Origin of the sequence: Sphingobacterium sp. JUb20, from assembly GCF_004342035.1 — a bacterium.
GTDB lineage: Bacteria > Bacteroidota > Bacteroidia > Sphingobacteriales > Sphingobacteriaceae > Sphingobacterium > Sphingobacterium anhuiense.
In genome coordinates this window covers 34,269-51,837 of sequence record NZ_SLYV01000008.1, presented here as the reverse complement: position 1 = coordinate 51,837, position 17,569 = coordinate 34,269, and the positions used below count along the sequence as shown (strand labels likewise).

The 17,569-nt window shown below is 38.3% G+C and carries 13 protein-coding genes; 6 read left to right on the top strand and 7 right to left on the bottom strand.

The genetic code is table 11. The features are described 5' to 3' along the window. Positions 1 to 68 precede the first annotated feature (68 nt). Positions 69 to 764, bottom strand: a complete 696-nt coding sequence (locus EDF66_RS14315; RefSeq protein WP_132843464.1) for a ComF family protein — start codon at positions 762 to 764, stop codon at positions 69 to 71. A 131-nt stretch (positions 765 to 895) separates the two neighbouring features. Then, positions 896 to 1,960: a 23S rRNA (adenine(2503)-C(2))-methyltransferase RlmN gene (rlmN, locus tag EDF66_RS14310; RefSeq protein ID WP_021189386.1), complete on the bottom strand. Its 1,065-nt coding sequence runs from the start codon at positions 1,958 to 1,960 to the stop codon at positions 896 to 898. A gap of 323 nt (positions 1,961 to 2,283) precedes the next feature. Between rlmN and EDF66_RS14305 the strand changes: the two genes are divergently transcribed. Continuing rightward, entirely contained in the window at positions 2,284 to 2,766 is a 483-nt protein-coding gene (locus EDF66_RS14305; protein ID WP_132843463.1) for a GNAT family N-acetyltransferase, read from the top strand. 58 nt (positions 2,767 to 2,824) lie between these two features. Here EDF66_RS14305 and EDF66_RS14300 read toward each other — a convergent pair whose 3' ends face one another. The 4 genes from EDF66_RS14300 to EDF66_RS14285 form a co-directional block, all read right to left on the bottom strand. Continuing rightward, positions 2,825 to 3,406: a tRNA-(ms[2]io[6]A)-hydroxylase gene (locus EDF66_RS14300; RefSeq protein ID WP_021189384.1), complete on the bottom strand. Its 582-nt coding sequence runs from the start codon at positions 3,404 to 3,406 to the stop codon at positions 2,825 to 2,827. A gap of 84 nt (positions 3,407 to 3,490) precedes the next feature. Then, the gene (locus EDF66_RS14295; RefSeq protein WP_132843462.1) at positions 3,491 to 4,528 is read right to left on the bottom strand and encodes an LLM class flavin-dependent oxidoreductase; all 1,038 of its coding nucleotides are present in this window, start codon (positions 4,526 to 4,528) and stop codon (positions 3,491 to 3,493) included. Between the two features lie 299 nt (positions 4,529 to 4,827). Next, entirely contained in the window at positions 4,828 to 5,454 is a 627-nt protein-coding gene (locus EDF66_RS14290; RefSeq protein ID WP_207898642.1) for an AcvB/VirJ family lysyl-phosphatidylglycerol hydrolase, read from the bottom strand. Between the two features lie 64 nt (positions 5,455 to 5,518). Next, positions 5,519 to 8,113, bottom strand: coding sequence for a phosphatidylglycerol lysyltransferase domain-containing protein (locus tag EDF66_RS14285; RefSeq protein WP_132771644.1), 2,595 nt, complete (start codon positions 8,111 to 8,113; stop codon positions 5,519 to 5,521). A gap of 282 nt (positions 8,114 to 8,395) precedes the next feature. On the opposite strand from EDF66_RS14285, the gene EDF66_RS14280 reads away from it, so the two are divergent. Next, the gene (locus tag EDF66_RS14280; protein ID WP_132843460.1) at positions 8,396 to 9,634 is read left to right on the top strand and encodes a glycosyltransferase; all 1,239 of its coding nucleotides are present in this window, start codon (positions 8,396 to 8,398) and stop codon (positions 9,632 to 9,634) included. 2 nt (positions 9,635 to 9,636) lie between these two features. Here the strand turns inward: EDF66_RS14280 and EDF66_RS14275 are convergent, their stop codons facing one another. Beyond that, entirely contained in the window at positions 9,637 to 10,749 is a 1,113-nt protein-coding gene (locus tag EDF66_RS14275; protein WP_243656053.1) for an MBL fold metallo-hydrolase, read from the bottom strand. 338 nt (positions 10,750 to 11,087) lie between these two features. On the opposite strand from EDF66_RS14275, the gene EDF66_RS14270 reads away from it, so the two are divergent. The 4 genes from EDF66_RS14270 (at position 11,088) to EDF66_RS14255 (ending at position 17,365) form a co-directional block, all read left to right on the top strand. Then, on the top strand, positions 11,088 to 11,483 hold the full coding sequence (locus EDF66_RS14270) for a hypothetical protein (RefSeq protein WP_132843459.1): 396 nt from the start codon (positions 11,088 to 11,090) through the stop codon (positions 11,481 to 11,483). A gap of 166 nt (positions 11,484 to 11,649) precedes the next feature. After that, positions 11,650 to 12,738, top strand: coding sequence for an efflux RND transporter periplasmic adaptor subunit (locus EDF66_RS14265; RefSeq protein ID WP_132843458.1), 1,089 nt, complete (start codon positions 11,650 to 11,652; stop codon positions 12,736 to 12,738). A 21-nt stretch (positions 12,739 to 12,759) separates the two neighbouring features. Next, on the top strand, positions 12,760 to 15,927 hold the full coding sequence (locus EDF66_RS14260) for an efflux RND transporter permease subunit (protein ID WP_132843457.1): 3,168 nt from the start codon (positions 12,760 to 12,762) through the stop codon (positions 15,925 to 15,927). After that, positions 15,920 to 17,365 (top strand): TolC family protein, encoded by a 1,446-nt coding sequence (locus EDF66_RS14255; RefSeq protein ID WP_132843456.1) that lies wholly within the window; start codon positions 15,920 to 15,922, stop codon positions 17,363 to 17,365. The genes EDF66_RS14260 and EDF66_RS14255 overlap by 8 nt, the downstream gene beginning before the upstream one ends. Positions 17,366 to 17,569 lie beyond the last annotated feature (204 nt).

The following is a 17,569-nucleotide window of genomic DNA, read 5'->3' as shown; positions in this document are numbered from 1 at the left end:
TCAAATATTTAACATTCTAGATCAGATACTGTTTAGAAATTAACTGTGAAGTAGTTATCTGAAGTATGCTAAGCCCTCGCTAAGGTCAGAACAGAAATCCGGCAACCCGCCGCAATAAGTTTTTCCGCGGCGGCGGTTAATGTAGCTCCTGTGGTCAGTACATCATCTACCAAGAGCACATGTTTATCTGCTAAAATAGTTTCATCTGGGCAAAAAAACACATCTTGAACGTTGTCGTATCGTTCCAATCTTGATTTTTTAGTTTGACTTGTCCCTTCGCCAACTCGCGTTAATCCATGTTCCAAAACGGGTTTTGACAATGCAATACCAAGACCTTTTGCTAAATAAAAGGATTGATTATACCCCCTTTTCTTCAACTTCTTTTTATGCAAAGGAACGGGCACAATGACATCAACATCCTGAAAAGTGTGACTGTTAGACAGCGTCTCACCATATTTCCTTCCAAGGAAATATGCAAGTTGAGGTTGATTGGCATATTTGATTTGATAAAGTATCCGCTCTACCCGCGAGTCCTGCTGCAACAGAAATAGAGCCGAGGCATGTTCAAAATGAAATTTTCCCCACAATTGGCGCGCAACTTGGTTATTAGTATCTAAATGAAAATCTGTGATAGGTAAATGAAATAGACAAGAAGTACAGATATACCTTTCTTGACTAACTAAAACATGACCACAGCCTGCACAAATTTTTGGGAAAAATAAGGCTAAAAAGTCTGATAAATAAAGAAATAATTGGTTTCTCATTTTTGATTATGCCTATACTAACTTAAGTAAATTTGTTCTATTTACAATTAAAATTATAAATAAAACAAATTTATCAGATCTCTATCGTCAATAAATATTATTGAGAAGAGGTATATCATAATTCCTTATTGTTAAGCCTCTTGAGCTTCTTTATCTTTAATTGCTAACTGACCACAAGCGGCATCAATATCTTTACCACGACTTCTACGCACATTCGTAATAATACCTTGATTTTTCAGATAATTAGCAAATACCTCAATCTTATCGGCATCGGCATTGACAAAACTTGCTAAAGAAATAGGATTGTATTCAATAATATTAACCTTACAAGGAACATTTTTACAAAATCTTGCCAACTCTTTAGCATCCTCGAGCTCATCATTAAAATTATCAAAAACGATGTATTCAAAGGTTATTGGACTTTTTGTCTTCGCATAAAAATACTTCAATGCATCTGCTAATGCTTCTAATGTATTTTGCTCATTGATGGGCATGATCTCATTACGCTTCTTATCATTTGCGGCATGTAAAGACAATGCTAAATTAAATCGGACTTCGTCATCCCCTAATTTTTTAATCATTTTAGCAATACCAGCGGTAGAAACTGTGATCCGTTTTGCCGCCATATTCAATCCATCTGGCGAGGTAATACGCTCTACCGACTTCATCATATTCGCATAGTTCAAGAGTGGTTCACCCATCCCCATATAAACAATGTTGGTCAATGGTTGCTGATATTTCTCTTCTGCTTGTTTTGCGATCAAAACAACTTGATCATAAATTTCATCTGCATTCAGATTACGTTTACGATCCATATAACCCGTGGCACAAAATTTACAGGTCAAACTACATCCAACTTGAGAGCTCACACAAGCAGTCATACGTTCTGGAGCAGGGATTAATACACCCTCAATCACATTTCCATCATACAAAGTAAAACTACTTTTGATAGTTCTATCAGAACTGACCTGTGATTGTTTGACTTTAACAGCACGAATAACAAAATTCTCTTTTAGCTTTTCCCGTAAAGGTTTACTTAGGTTGCTCATCAAATCAAAATCCACACAGGATTTTGCCCAAATCCATTCGTAAATTTGCTTTGCACGGAACCCTTGCTCACCCATTTCAGTAAGCTTCTCTTTAATCTGATCTATCGACAGACTACGAATATCAATTATTTTACTTTTCTCAGTCACAGCGCAAAGGTAAGGTTATTTCTACAAAAAACTTATTTTTATAATGTCATAAAAATCAGAACTCGCTGAATTATAAATTATTACTTGCGATCAAAGGGATACAAATGCTAACGGAGCCAACATCGTTCTTGACCAACTTTTAAAAAAATTCTTCTTAACTAAATGAAAAACAAGTTTATAATGCGTTCATACGAGATTTAGATCACAGATAAAATATACATTCCCGCTCGAATGGATGCAAAACTTTTCCTAGTTTTGAATCATCAGTTTTGATCAACTTCAAAAGAAGTATCAGAATATAATACCTTAAGCTCACGCTACAGATGGAAATACAGAAACTCGAACAGAAGCATTATCCCGATGTTGCCCGCATTTACCAGCAGGCAATCGATGCAGGAAACATCACTTTAGCGACAAAAACTAGTTCTTGGAAAGATTGGGATAAAGATCATCTCGAAAATATGCGCTTTGTTGCCATTGAGAACAATACTATAATCGGTTGGGTAGCATTATCTCCTGTACTACAGCGAACAGGCTATCATGGTGTAACCGAATTAAGTATTTATATCGATCAGGATCATCAAGGCAAAGGAATTGGCAAAGTATTGATGCAACATATTATTGACACTTCTGAAAACGCGGGCATTTGGACGATCATGTCCTTTATTTTTCCTGAAAATGATAAAAGTATCTTGTTGCACAAAAAATTCGGATTTAAATTATTAGGCACGCAGCAAAAAGTTGCCCAGCTAAACGGAATTTGGATGGACAACTGCATTTTAGAGCGGCGGTCAGCACTAATATAAACGTAGAGCCCCATTTTTCTAATAAAAATGGGGCTCTTGCACAATAGATTACTATTTATTATCCATGTATGGCTTCTTTCGTTCCATACGATTGGATCAAATTTCCTTCAAATTCCAACCACTCTTTCCAACGCTTATCGACATCGACATCCGTTGAGAATTGACGTGCGAAATTAAGAAACGTTGTATAGTGATTTGCCTCAGAAACCATTAGATCATGATAAAACTTCGCTAATTCCTCATCCTTTATATTTTGAGACAATACTCTAAAGCGTTCACAGCTTCGAGCTTCAATCATGGCCGCAAATAACAAACGATCTATAAAAGCCATGTTACGGGAACCGTCCTTTTTATTGAATTTCATCAGTTGTCCCACGTAATCATCTTTACGTTCTTTACCCAACGTATAGCCTCTTTCTTTAATAATATCAATGACCATTTGGAAATGTTGCATTTCTTCAATAGCAATCGCTGTCAATTCATGCACCAATTCTTCATGTTCCGAATTGTACATAATTAATGAAATAGCATTTGAAGCTGCCTTTTGCTCGCACCAAGCATGATCAGTCAGAATCTCTTCTAAATTTCCTTCTGCAATATTTGCCCACCTCGGATCCGTTAACAATTTCAATCCTAACATTTTGTCCTCTCTATTTTTAAAACACAAAGTTAAGCATATCTCTCCGATATAAAAATGTTGAATACTACTTTAACCAAGGTCTTATTATCCCTTATTAAGGGCAACTCTAACCTGAGGAGCGATCTTTGTTCCAAAAACCTCAATTGCTTTCATCATATCAATATGATTTGGTGCACCAACATCCATATGTGCAGAAAAGCGCGTCAATCCTAAAGATTCCTGAATTTTTAAGATTTTATCTACAGCATAGTCCGCATCTCCAATAATTAAATGACCATGTGATGAACGTCCAAAGTCATATTGAGTCCGTTGGTATGGTGGCCATCCACGATCGCCGCCTATGCGGTTCATTTGTGCTGCATAAATAGGATAGTACGCATCTGCAACTTGTTGTGAATGATCACCAAAAAGAGCATGCATATGTACACCTACCTGAAAATTAGCCATATCATGACCGTTATCGGCATAAGCTTGTTGGTACATTTCTACCAGTGGCTTAAAAGCTTCGTACGTTCCTCCAATAATAGCAAACATAACGGGTAAACCTAATTTCCCAGCGCGAATAACAGATGAAGTTGTACCTCCTACCGCAACCCAAATTGGTAATTTAGGTTGAACAGGTCTTGGAAAGATCTGTTGATTTACTAATGTAGGACGAAATTTACCTGTCCAATTAATCGTATCCTGATTATTTAGTTTGACCAATAGGTCCAATTTTTCTTCAAATAATGCTCCATAATCATTTAAATTATAACCAAACAAAGGGAATGATTCAATAAATGATCCTCTTCCTGCCATAATCTCCGCACGTCCATTTGATAAAACATCAACTGTCGCGAAGTCTTGAAAAAGTTTAACAGGATCTGCAGAACTTAACACGGAAACTGCACTCCCTAATTTTATATTTTTAGTAACAGAAGCGGCTGCCGCTAATATAATTTCTGGAGCTGAAACAGCATAGTCCGGACGGTGATGCTCACCCATTCCAAAAAAATCCAGCCCTACTTCATCCATCAATTTTATTTGTTCAATAATCTGATGTAACTTTTCCTGTGAAGATTGTATTTGCCCTGTTTTGGGATCAATATGCAAATCGCCAAACATTCCTATTCCTAATTCCATATTATTCTTTTTTTAAGATTAAACAAACTTATCGATTTTCTATCTCTTAAAAATTGATCTACAACAAGAAAAAACTAGAAAATACTTTTTTGAAAACATGATGACAGTACAGCCATCAAACTAAAAGAAAATGAGCGTACATGTTCAACAATCAACTACAAATAAATCCAGAAGCTAACTGAATAATACTACCATGCCTTTAAAGAAGATCGCAGAACAATCTTTGTGGATCCATCTAAGCGACAACACTTAAAAAAATGAATAAGCATAGCCATTGTATAAGTCATTTTTTAGACAGATTACTTTAATGCAAAATGCTTTACTGTTGCTTTTACGACATCTGCCACATGACCATCAAAATGATGATTCCCCTTCATATAAATAGTTTCTAAATTTTTTAACCGAATATTCTTAATCGGAAAACTCACTCCATCTTCACCAAGCAAAATAGCCGTTCTAACATTGACCATTTTATTGATCTCGGCAACAACATCCATACTTCTTTTAACCTCGCTCCTCCCAAACAGGTCTGAAACATGAATCTCCAAATCAGTAGAAGTTGATGGTTCCAGAAGTGCCACAGCCTGCAATCGCTCCTTCCATTCTGCGGTTAATTTATTAACCAAAAAAGGAATAACATCCGCACCAAAGGAATATCCGACAAAATAAACGAGGTGATTCTTTTTACCTACCAATAATTTTTCAAGAGTGCTGCTTAGTTCCTTCGCAATCTGATCTGCGGATTTCTTATCCCAAAAAAAGCTCTTCGAGTTTACAGCACCTACTGTATATCCCTGTTTCCCCAAGAGCTCGCAGTAACTTGTTGAAAAACTATTAAGACCACCATCACCACTTAGATAAAGGACAATAGGGCTATTTGCATTACTGTTCCAAATCTTAAGCGGGATATCTTTCTGCTGTCCCATTACTGTTAATTTTAACAAAAACAAGAGGATAAATAACCCTAATTTATTGCGTACCATCTGTATCCTATTCATTATCTGGCTTCATTACTTTAGACAAAGCTTGAGGCAACTGTAATAGGTCAAAATCATTGCCAAAAATTAAATACTTATTTTCCCAGATCGTCGCATACTTTTCTTTAAAATCTCTCAAACTCTGATAGTGTTTAAAAGAGCCCACTTTGTCGGCCGCAAATTTCATAATCTGCTCTGCAGGGTTATCTGGAGACTCAATACCGCTCATCGGTACCATTCCCAGATTGATATATTTAGCACCTTTTTTCCGGGCATAATCAACCAGATTTATAATTAGAGCATCCATACATCCTCCGGGAGCATGCTCCACTTTACGGATAAGATCATACGTACACTCCCCTTCAGTAAAATCTGGTATAATATTCAAAAAGGCGACAATCTTATTTTGATCATCTTTTACCGCTATAACATCTTGTTCAGCAATTGTTGCTGCCTCAAACTGTCCTTGCGAAAAGATCATTTCTTTCTTATCGAACACCATAAGCCATTCATCAGAAACAGCCTTCAGTTCAGCTACAATCGCATCCGACTGCGGGGCGGTTAGCAAAACAGTCGCATACCCTTTTTTTTCTAAGCTATTTAAAGAGTTTCGAAGCGATTTTCTATTCTTACCTTCTAAAGAAAATGATGCAACATCCATCAAGGCCTCCTGCCCTATAATGATCTTCCGTTTTCGAAGCTCCAGAAAATAAGGCAAGCTGTTTTCATCAACGCGGTAATACACGGACTTTAACCCCAAAGAGGTACAATAAAGTTCGAACTCTGCAATTACTTCATCTTTATCGTCAAATGCACATACAGGTTCATCTAAAACAATCGCGAAAGCCTGACTGATACGGTAAGAGACAAAACCATCTGTCCGCTCAGAAAAATACAATTGTTTATCTGGAGCAATTTTGAAATAATCCATCGGCGACCCTCCATACAATTTGAGTAAACGCTTCGCCTTATCCAGTACGTTCTGCTCATGATCTTCTTCATGAATAATCCTAGGACACAAGAAAGTATAGATCAACAACATCCATGAAAATAGACCCAGAAAGTGTGTAATATTCAAAAACTCCTGACCAAAAGTTGTTAACGGGTTGAGTTCGTCATTAAATAACAAAAAACTCTGCATGGTATGATATATAGACTGCTGCCAGGTAAAATCAACGCCAAAATGCTTTTTGTCAATCACATAAAAACAGACAAACCCAAACAAACACACCCCTGTCAAGGCAATGAAAAAGGTGGCAAAACCGATACGCATCCAATTTTTATTGGTCTTAATCCGGTACTGCTTTTGGTTCGTAACCAGTAAAACAATAATAAACAAGGACACCAATGCTTCTTCATAATCTAGTGCCTTACCAATATGTCCCAGTAAGGATAGAAAAGAAAATATGAGAGCAATCCAAAAAGCCGATCTGTAGCCCTTAATCAGATAAGCGGCACTCACCATCAACCCAAGTCCTAAAACCAATACCATCAACTTAGATGCATGCATCGCTTCGATAGGAAGGTAATATTTTTCAAGCCGCATCCGTTCCACCAATGGCGGGGTTGCTACCGAGATGAGGTTGATGATCCCTAAAAAGAAAATAGCAATGGCGGGTAAAATTCGTGCAATGATCTGCCTTCCACGCCAGATAAAAGAAAAAACTCCAAAAATTAAGGGCAACCAAAATTCAAATGACCGATAGATAATTGTCAGCCCTAAGCCTTCTTCTTTACTATAACCATAAGAAGTAAAGATATATAACATCGTAAATTCTACAGCGCCTAAGCCTCTCAAAAAGGGAGAGACCATCATCAGGACGACTGTAATGGTATAGGCCACAGCTGCAGCTTCAAACGAAACATGTGTCTGCAGCGCATACATGCTAATAAATGCATGGGCAATACCACAGAACTCAATAGCGACAGAAACCAGAATGGTCATCCATAGATATCCTTTGTGAATATGTGCCGAAAACAGCTCATGAATATTACCGATCAGCTTCGGAAATTTAATCTCCAGCCATCTATACAATCCATTTTTTACTCTAATCGACCAGAAAAACAGAAAGGATAAACCGAGTAACAAACCAAGTACGACCAAAGATATCCAGGCATTATCAAAGTTTTTATGATCAAAAACAGTATACAGAATAATAGGGACACCAATAATAAAAACAGTCAGTAACCCGACATACCCATATATGGCGCCTGATTGATGAATTTTGGTCGAGTTAAGTTGTTTCTTTCGTAACTGCGAAGTGGTATAGGCCAATGAACTGACCCCTCCGGCCGGAAGGAATACACTCAGTAGATTCCTTTTTAAAAAGAGTTCAACCGCATCCCATAGATTCAGTTTCAATCCGATAGATCGGAAACTAAAAATATACATCACTCCTTGTAACAAAATATATAATAAAGTGATTCCAAACCCAACTATTAACCAATTAAAATCTGCTGAAGCCAGCTGGGGACCTATGGAGGCTATTTCTTTACGTTCGCTTCTAAAAAAAACAAACGCCAACAATACAATAAAAATAGCCAATAGCTCCTTCCAGTACGTTTTTGGAGACAGCTTTTGGATACCACTTAGCAATGATTTCTTCATATGAGTATGCTATTTTATCTATGATAAATATAACGAGTATTTACCCTCTTTAAATAAATAAATTGTGACCATTGTTTTAAACGTAGATAAATTTATCTCCATATGACAACAGATAGCCTGATAACGGCAAGAATCAAATTGTAGAAAAAAATGTATTCAACACCATCCCCTTATTTTCCTTTTGAGCTAAGTTTCTTTTTGTAAATAATATTACAAGATGAAAAACAATCAATTGAAAATATAATGAATAGAGTATTGTGCTTTTTGTGTAAATTTCCATCGATGGAAAAACAAGAAATACTTTTTATAGGTTTAGTCTGGCCGGAACCAAGTTCTTCTGCGGCTGGATTTCGTATGATACAGCTACTAAAAAGTTTTCAAAAAAATGATAACACCATCACCTTTTCAAGTGCCGCATCTAAATCTCCATATAGTGCTGATCTAGTTGCTATGGGTATTAATGAAGTGGAGATCAAACTGAATGATGCTAGCTTCAATGATTTCGTTCGAGATCTTAATCCCAATATTGTTGTATTCGACCGCTTCATGACCGAAGAGCAATACAGTTGGCGGGTAGCACAAGAGTGTCCAGATGCTGTCAGAATACTCGACACCGAAGATTTACACTTCTTAAGACACGCCCGCCAGTCCAATGCTAAAAATGGTGAACAGTTTGATCAAACCTTATTGTATTCCGATATTGCGAAACGGGAAGTTGCCGCAATCTTACGCTCGGATATCTCGCTCATTATCTCCGAACTTGAGATGCAATTATTGACGAATCAGTTTGCGATCAATCCATCCATCCTCTATTACCTACCCTTTTTGGAAGAAGAAATTGATGAAGCATGTATAGCGAGCTGGAAGACTTATGAAAACCGTGCTGACTTTATGTTTATCGGCAACTTTATACATGAGCCGAATTGGAACACAGTACAGTATTTAAAAACCGAAATTTGGCCCTTGCTCAGGAAGCAGCTTCCTAAAGTAAGTCTGAATATCTACGGTGCCTATCCAAGTCAAAAGGTACTTCAACTTAACAATTCTAAGGAACGATTCTTTGTTCATGGAAGAGCAGACCATGCCCAAGATACCATGTCCAGACACCGTGTCCTATTAGCTCCTATTCAATTTGGCGCCGGTGTTAAAGGTAAATTTATAGATGCTATGCAAACGGGAACCCCATCTGTAACAACAACTATTGGAGCTGAAGCAATGTCGGGAGACCTGCCATGGAACGGGTTTATCGCAAATGAACCGCAACTATTTGTTGAAAAAGCTATCGAACTATATAACAATAAAACAATCTGGTTAGAAGCACAGCAAAACGGTATCACCATCATTAATCAGCGATATTCACGCACGAGGTTTGAAGACGATTTTCTAATGACCATCCGTTTCATCAAAGCACAGCTTCAGGCCCATCGACAACAGAATTTTATGGGACAGTTGCTCCTCCACCATTCTTTATTAAGCACAAAATACTTATCCTTGTGGATAGCTGAAAAGAATAAGAAATAAGCTTATTTAAGCCCTTCCCACCATTTATCATATCGTTTATCTAGCTGTTGCAAATAAACAATCTCTCCCATTTTGGGTGTTAACACAGGAATTTCTGCTGCTTCCGCATACTTACTGACCAGAGAAAGCGGTTCCTTCCAGTCGTGCAGTGCCAATGCAAACTTGCCAGAATGTACTGGTAGAAAATGTTTAGCCTGAAGATCAACAACCTCCTTTAAAAGTTCGTCGGGCATGGAATGGATATAACGCCATGTTTCATTATACTGACCATTTTCCAGGATCGCTAAATCAAAAGGGCCATATTTATCGCCGATAGTCTTAAAATGTTTCCCATAGCCGCTGTCTCCACCTAAAAACAGCTTATACTTTTCTGTCTGTAAAACAAATGATGTCCAAAGTGTTGTATTACGCTTAAACTTTCTTCCTGAAAAATGACGTGCAGGTGTGGCAACTATCTTAAACTCCTTTTCAAAAGATGTCTCATCATACCAGTCCAATTCCGTAACCTTATTTTCAGCAAATCCCCATCGCTCGAAATGGGCGCCAACGCCAAGACCACAGATCACATTTTTAATTTTTGAACGTAACTGTATCATGGTTTTATAGTCCAGATGATCATAATGATCATGGCTAATTAACAAAAGATCAATCGGCGGAAAATCATCAGCCTGATAAACATACGATAGATTGAATGGCTTATTGCTTCCTGGAACAGGAGAAGCATTATCCGAAAAGACGGGATCTACAACAATGATCTTACCGTCAATCTTCAGGAGATAAGAAGAGTGTCCAAACCAGATAAGCAAATCAGCATCGGGTAAATTTTTAAGATCCTGCTTCATAACCGGAAGTGGCATCTTAGGTCTTCGAATAGCACGATCTTTAAATAAAAAAGCATACATCGCTCCGACAAAGCTTTCGCCCTCTTTCAATGATGGAGTATGTTCCAAATTTTGAAATTGCGAATCCCTAAAATTCGGAGACTTCATAACACGTTCCAGACGTGTTCCGCTGATTTTTCCTCCAAAAAGAGGCCTCATTAAATAAACATTACCCATTACAATTAATATAATTACACTAGCAAGAACTATCTTTAAACGTTTACCGATCTTCATTTCAACCAAACTTAGATAAATTTGTATTATTTACTGTTATTATTGAATGACACGATACAAATTCATTTACTGGAAACTTCCTTATTTGAAGTCATGATCGTGATCCACTTATAAATCCAGCTAACCACGATCTAGAATGATGATAAAGCGGAAATATAGAATCTGAAATTCAATCTTTGACTTGATATCATGAATAAAATCCCACAGCATATTAAACGGATAACCCAACATTATACTTTATCTCGAAATCATAAGCTTATTTTTTTACAAAAAGCTGACAGTTAAAAAGTGTTAATATGGTGTAACATGTCGTTCTTGATACTACTTTTACCGCAAATATGAGAGCGCTGTATTTACTGGTCCTGATCTTCAATTTATTCCTATTACAGGGAGATGGAATTGTTTTGACCAACAGTCATTTTCATAGCAACACAGAGGCTGTTTCTTCCTTCCTAGGTAAGTCTCCTGAAACAAAAATAAAAAGTTCACATATCCATTCCATCTTCAGTAAAGCGTTAAATGAACGCACATATGAAATGACAGAAGATGATGTCGAAGATGAACTTGTTTTTGAATCGCATACGATTACTGTTTTCAAAAACATTGCTTTGCTCAGTTATGCACTGGCACTGATTTTTGTTCTTAAAAATTTAAAGAACCTCCTATCGGTTTTTAAGACACAGCATTTTACTTCTACAAACAAATACATTTTACAGCGCGTCCTTCGCCTGTGATATCTCCCACTCTTCAGCATTAAAAAAAATAGCTTAAATAGGCATCATAGCATGGTATATTTTCCAATCGCTATCTGTACTGTTGTTTAGCATTGTGTTCTGAAGAGTCTCTTCCGTCCTGGAATATTACCCAATTTATTACAATATATTAATAACTATTTCATCCATGAAAAGAATTAGCACAGGCATGCTTATAGGTCTGTATGCCTTATTGGTCCTAACAAGCTGTTCCCCAAAAAAAGAAGAAAAGATTGAGAACGTCCAGTATCAAGTAACCAATCCAATATTAATTGATACCACCCTCACTAAAAACTATGTCTCCCAGATTCAATCGATCCGTAATATCGAGATCCGAGGTCTTGAAAAAGGATACTTACAACAGATTTATGTCGATGAAGGCCAGACTGTACAAGCGGGTCAGCTTTTATTTAAAATAATGCCTAAATTCTACGAAGCTGAGTATCTCAAAACGCAGGCACAAGTTAAAGCGGAAGAAATAGAACTTGAAAATACGAAAGCATTAGCAGATAAGAACATCGTTTCTAAAAATGAATTGGCATTGGCACAAGCGAAAGTTGATCAGGCCAAAGCAGAAATGTCATTGGCAAAACTTCATGTAACGGCAACCGAGATTCGGGCTCCTTTCGCAGGAACTATCAACCGGATTCCCTTGAAACTTGGTAGTTTGGTCGATGAAGGTGAACTTCTTACCAGTTTATCCGACAACAGTCAGGTGTATGCTTATTTTAATGTATCTGAATCTGAATACCTAGACTACCAGACGAATACGGAAAATAGAGCCAACAATGAAGTGAATTTACTTCTTGCAAACAATCAGTTACTGAAATACAAAGGAAAAGTAGAAACCATAGAGAGTGAATTTAATAATGAAACAGGAAGTATTGCTTTTAGGGCACGCTTTCCTAATCCAGATAAACTTCTTAGAAACGGTGAGACAGGGCGCGTACAAATGCTTGTACCGCTGAAACATGCCTTGATAATCCCACAAAAAGCTACTTACGAGATTCAGGATAAAACCTATGTCTTTGTCATTGACAAAAATGGAGTTGTTAAATCTAGAAACATCACCATTAGCAATGACCTTCCTGATCTGTATGTTATATCTTCGGGACTGGTGTCCACAGATAAAATATTGATCGATGGCGTTCAGAAGGTTAAAGATGACGATAAGATAAAATTCGAATTTGTAGCGCCACAGGAGGTTATGTCCCATTTGCAAATACACGCTCAATAATTCACCTCTAAAAAATTAACGATGTTTAATAAATTCATTCATAGACCAGTTCTGTCCATCGTCATTTCCTTGATTATTGTGTTTCTTGGAATATTGTCAATGCTCAAACTGCCCATCACGCAATTTCCGTCCATCTCTCCACCTAAAGTAAACATAACGGCGGAGTATCCCGGAGCAAATGGCGAGCTGATGGTAAAATCGGTATTGATCCCCCTAGAGCGTGCGATCAATGGTGTACCCGGCATGAAATACATTACCTCAGATGCAGGTAATGACGGAGAGGCTTCTATTCAGGTTATTTTCAACCTGGGAACAGATCCCAATCTCGCTGCGGTCAATGTACAAAATAGGGTTTCCTCTGTTATCAATAAATTACCGCCTTTAGTCGTTCGAGAAGGTGTAAAAATAACCCGTGAAGAGTCTAACATGCTCGTCTACGTCAATTTATTCAGTAAGGACCCCAAAGCCGATCAAAACTTCCTCTTCAACTACGGTGATATCAATATCCTATCAGAGCTGAAACGGATTGATGGTGTTGGAGTTGCCGACATTTTAGGTAACAGAGAATATGCCATGCGTATCTGGTTAAAACCAGATCGTATGCTGGCTTACAAAATATCTGCTGATGAAGTACTAAAAGCACTTGATGAACAAAGTTTAGAAGCTTCTCCTGGTAAAACGGGCGAAAGCTCTGGAAAGAGATCACAAGCATTTGAATATGTACTCAAATATCCAGGTCGATTCAATACCAAAGAGGGTTATGAAAACATCATTCTGAAATCAAATCCTAGCGGTGAAGTACTGCGTGTAAAAGATGTTGCTGATGTCGAATTTGGAAGCTCGATGTATGATATCTATTCTACGCTAAATGGTAGACCTTCCGCAGCTATTGTTATTAAACAGTCTTATGGAAGTAATGCGAGTGATGTTATTAAAAACATAAAAAGCAAATTAGCAGAAATCAAAGAAACGAGCTTTCCAAAAGGCATGGATTACGAGATCAGTTATGATGTTTCCAAATTTCTTGATGCATCAATAGAAAAGGTCATCCATACCCTTCTTGAGGCCTTCGTCCTCGTTGGTATTGTGGTATTTCTCTTTTTAGGAGATTGGAGGTCTACTCTTATTCCTGCCATGGCAGTTCCAGTTTCTTTGATCGGCACATTTGCCTTTATGTCCATGTTTGGAATTACCCTCAATCTCATTACCCTATTTGCACTGGTCATGGCTATTGGGGTTGTGGTCGATGATGCCATTGTCGTCATTGAGGCTGTACACGCCAAGATGGAGGAAAAAAATCTGTCACCTCTCAAAGCGACGGAAGAAGCGATGCATGAGATAAGCGGGGCTATCGTAGCCATCACACTGGTTATGGCGGCAGTATTTATTCCAGTAGCATTCATGTCAGGACCTGTTGGTATCTTTTACAAGCAGTTCTCCATTACCATGGCCACAGCCATTATTTTATCTGGTGTGGTTGCGCTAACACTTACACCTGCGCTTTGCGCCATGATCCTAAAAAATGAACATGGACATCCAAAGAAAAAAACGCCATTAAATAGGTTCTTGACAAGCTTCAATAATCTTTTCACAAAAGGAGCTAATCGTTACCAAGATCTACTTCGTAAGATCGTTAATAAAAGACTGGTCACATTCGTACTCTTGGCAGCATTTTGTTCTGCGATCTTCTTTTTAAACAATAGCCTACCTTCTGGCTTCATTCCAAATGAAGATCAAGGCATGTTTTATGCCATTATTCAAACTCCTCCGGGGTCTACTCTAGAACGTACCAATCAAATTGCCGAAAAACTTCAGGCAATAGGTATGGGGATTGAAGGTGTAAAATCGATTTCTTCTCTGGCGGGTTATGAAATTCTAACTGAAGGTACCGGAGCTAATACTGGAACCTGTCTGATCAACTTAAAGAGTTGGGAAGACCGTAAAAACTCTGTTCAGGACGTGATGCACGAACTCGAAGAAAAGTCAAAAGATATTACCGGAGCTACGATTGAATTTTTTGGACCTCCGGCAGTACCCGGATACGGTGCCGCAGGTGGATTTGAATTGCGCCTTTTGGATAAAGCAGGTTCTGGTGACTTCAAAAAAATGGAAACCGTAAGTAAAGATCTTGTAAAAGAATTGAGTAAACGCCCCGAACTGGCATCTGTCTTTACCTTTTACAGCGCTAGTTTCCCTCAGTTTATGTTGCATATCGACAACGAAAAAGCCGAACAAAAAGGAGTTACGATCGACAATGCGATGAGTACACTATCCACATTGGTAGGAAGTAATTACGAAACCAGTTTTATCAAATATGATCGGCAGTATAAGGTCATGGTACAGGCATTGCCGCAATATCGCGCACAGCCGGATGATATCCTGAAACTGTATGTGAAAAATAATCGGGATGAGATGGTTCCATATGCGGCATTTATGACATTGGAAAAAGTATATGGTCTTTCCGAAATTACAAGACACAACATGTACAACTCTTCAGAGATCAGCGGTTCTGCGGCCCCTGGATATAGCAGTGGTGAGGCGATTAAGGCTGTTACTGAAGTAGCCAAAGCATCCCTTCCAAGAGGATACGGTATCGAATGGGCAGGAATTTCAAAAGATGAAGTTTCCCGCGGAAACGAAGCGGTCTATATCTTTCTGATCTGTCTGACTTTCGTTTACATGATCTTAGCAGCGCAGTACGAAAGCTTTGTCTTACCACTTGCAGTTGTACTTTCTTTACCTGCAGGTATTTTTGGCGCATACTTCTTACTGAAAGTATTAGGTCTTGAAAACAACATTTATGCGCAGGTAGCCATGGTTATGCTCATTGGTTTGCTCGGTAAGAATGCGGTACTGATCATTGAATTTGCGGTACAAAAGCACAATGCCGGCAGTTCGGTTCTTGCTGCGGCAATCGAGGGAGCTGGGGTGCGATTCCGTCCGATCTTGATGACATCCTTTGCATTTATTGCGGGTCTTATTCCGCTGGTATTTGCTACAGGACCTGGAGCTATTGGAAATAAAACCATAGGAAGTGCTGCCGCCGGCGGTATGCTCATAGGAACCGTATTTGGTCTACTCATCATACCTGGACTATACTATATTTTCGGAAAAATTGCGTCGAAAAGTAAATTAACGTCTTACGAAGACGAGAATCCATTATCAGAAGAAATCGATCACAATGTATAATATTAAGATAAGAAAGTGGATCGGAATAGCCGTTTTGTGCTTTATAGTCGCAAGCTGTAAAGTACCCGCTATTCCAATTGTAAAAGAGAACAAGGTACTTCCTGTAGCGTTTAATGACTCGACAGCTTCATCTCAAGACAGTTCAAACATGATTGTTACGCCATGGCGTGACTTCTTTTCAGATCATTACCTGAGCAGTCTGATTGATACAGCTTTGAAAAACAATCAGGAGCTTATGATCACTTTGCAAGAGATAGAAATTGCGAAGAGCGAAGTTCGGTTTAAACAGGGACAATTACTTCCTACTGTTGAAGCGAGAATCGGAAGCGGTGTCGAAAAAGTTGGACGCTATACAAGTCAGGGTGCAGGGGATGCGAGTACTGATATCGCACCCGGAAAGAAATTCCCTGATCCGCTCATGAATTATGAAGCTGCTCTTACCGGAAACTGGGAAATAGACATCTGGGGTAAATTGCATGATCAAAAAAAGGCCGCAATAGCCCGCTATCTCTCCACGATGGAAGGGAAAAACTTTGTTTTGACAAATTTAGTTGCTGAAGTGGCCAACAGCTATTACGAGTTACTTGCTTTAGATAACCAACTCGACGTCGTACAAGAAACTATCAAGCTCCAAAAGAGTGCATTAGAGGTTATCCAAGCACAAAAAGAGGCCGCAAGATCAACCGAACTTGCGGTTCAGAAATTCAAAGCTGAAATGCTCAATTCGCAAAGCTTAGCGTACGAGATCAAGCAGGATATTCAGGAAACTGAAAATAGGGTTAATCTTTTATTGGGACGCTTTGCGCAAAAGATCCCACGGGATAAGAACAGCTTTCTAACGATGATATCACCCGCGGTTCATAGTGGTATTCCTTCCCAGTTATTAGCCAATAGAGCAGATATCAGAAAAGCAGAATTGGATCTAGCGGCTGCAAAATTGGATGTTAAAGTTGCCCGTGCAGAATTCTATCCCTCTTTTAACATTTCTGCAACTTTAGGTTTAGAGGCCTTCAAACCCTCCTATTTTGTAAAAATGCCGGAGTCTATGTTATATTCGCTTGCTGGAGAACTTGCTATGCCTTTGATCAATAAAAATGGTATTAAAGCTGAATTTAGCAAGGCTAGTGCACTGCAGCTACAAGCAATGTACAACTATCAGCAGACGATATTAAGTGCTTATGCCGAGGTTTCAAACCATCTTTCCAAGATCAGCAATCTGCAAAAAAGCTATGATCTTAAATCACAGCAGGTAGACGCTTTAACAAAATCAAACGATATCTCTAATGATTTGTTTAAATCTGCCCGGGTTGATTATTTCGAAGTACTGATGACCCAGAGAGATGCATTAGAAGCAAAGTTAGAGCTGATTAAAACAAAAAAAGATCAGTTGAATACTGTCGCAAATACCTACCGTGACCTTGGCGGGGGGTGGAAATAAGAAGAATACTTAAGGTAAAAAAGCAGACATTGAAGGGCTTACAGTTAATCTGTAGGCCCTTTTGCTTTATAGTTTTTTATCATGAAATTAAGAGCCACTTGTCTTCTCCAACTACGACGCTGTTTTATTGTGCTTCAGCCATAATTTTTAAAACTTTAAAAGCAAAAAACAGTTTATAGTAGAAACTATTGATTAAATTCAATA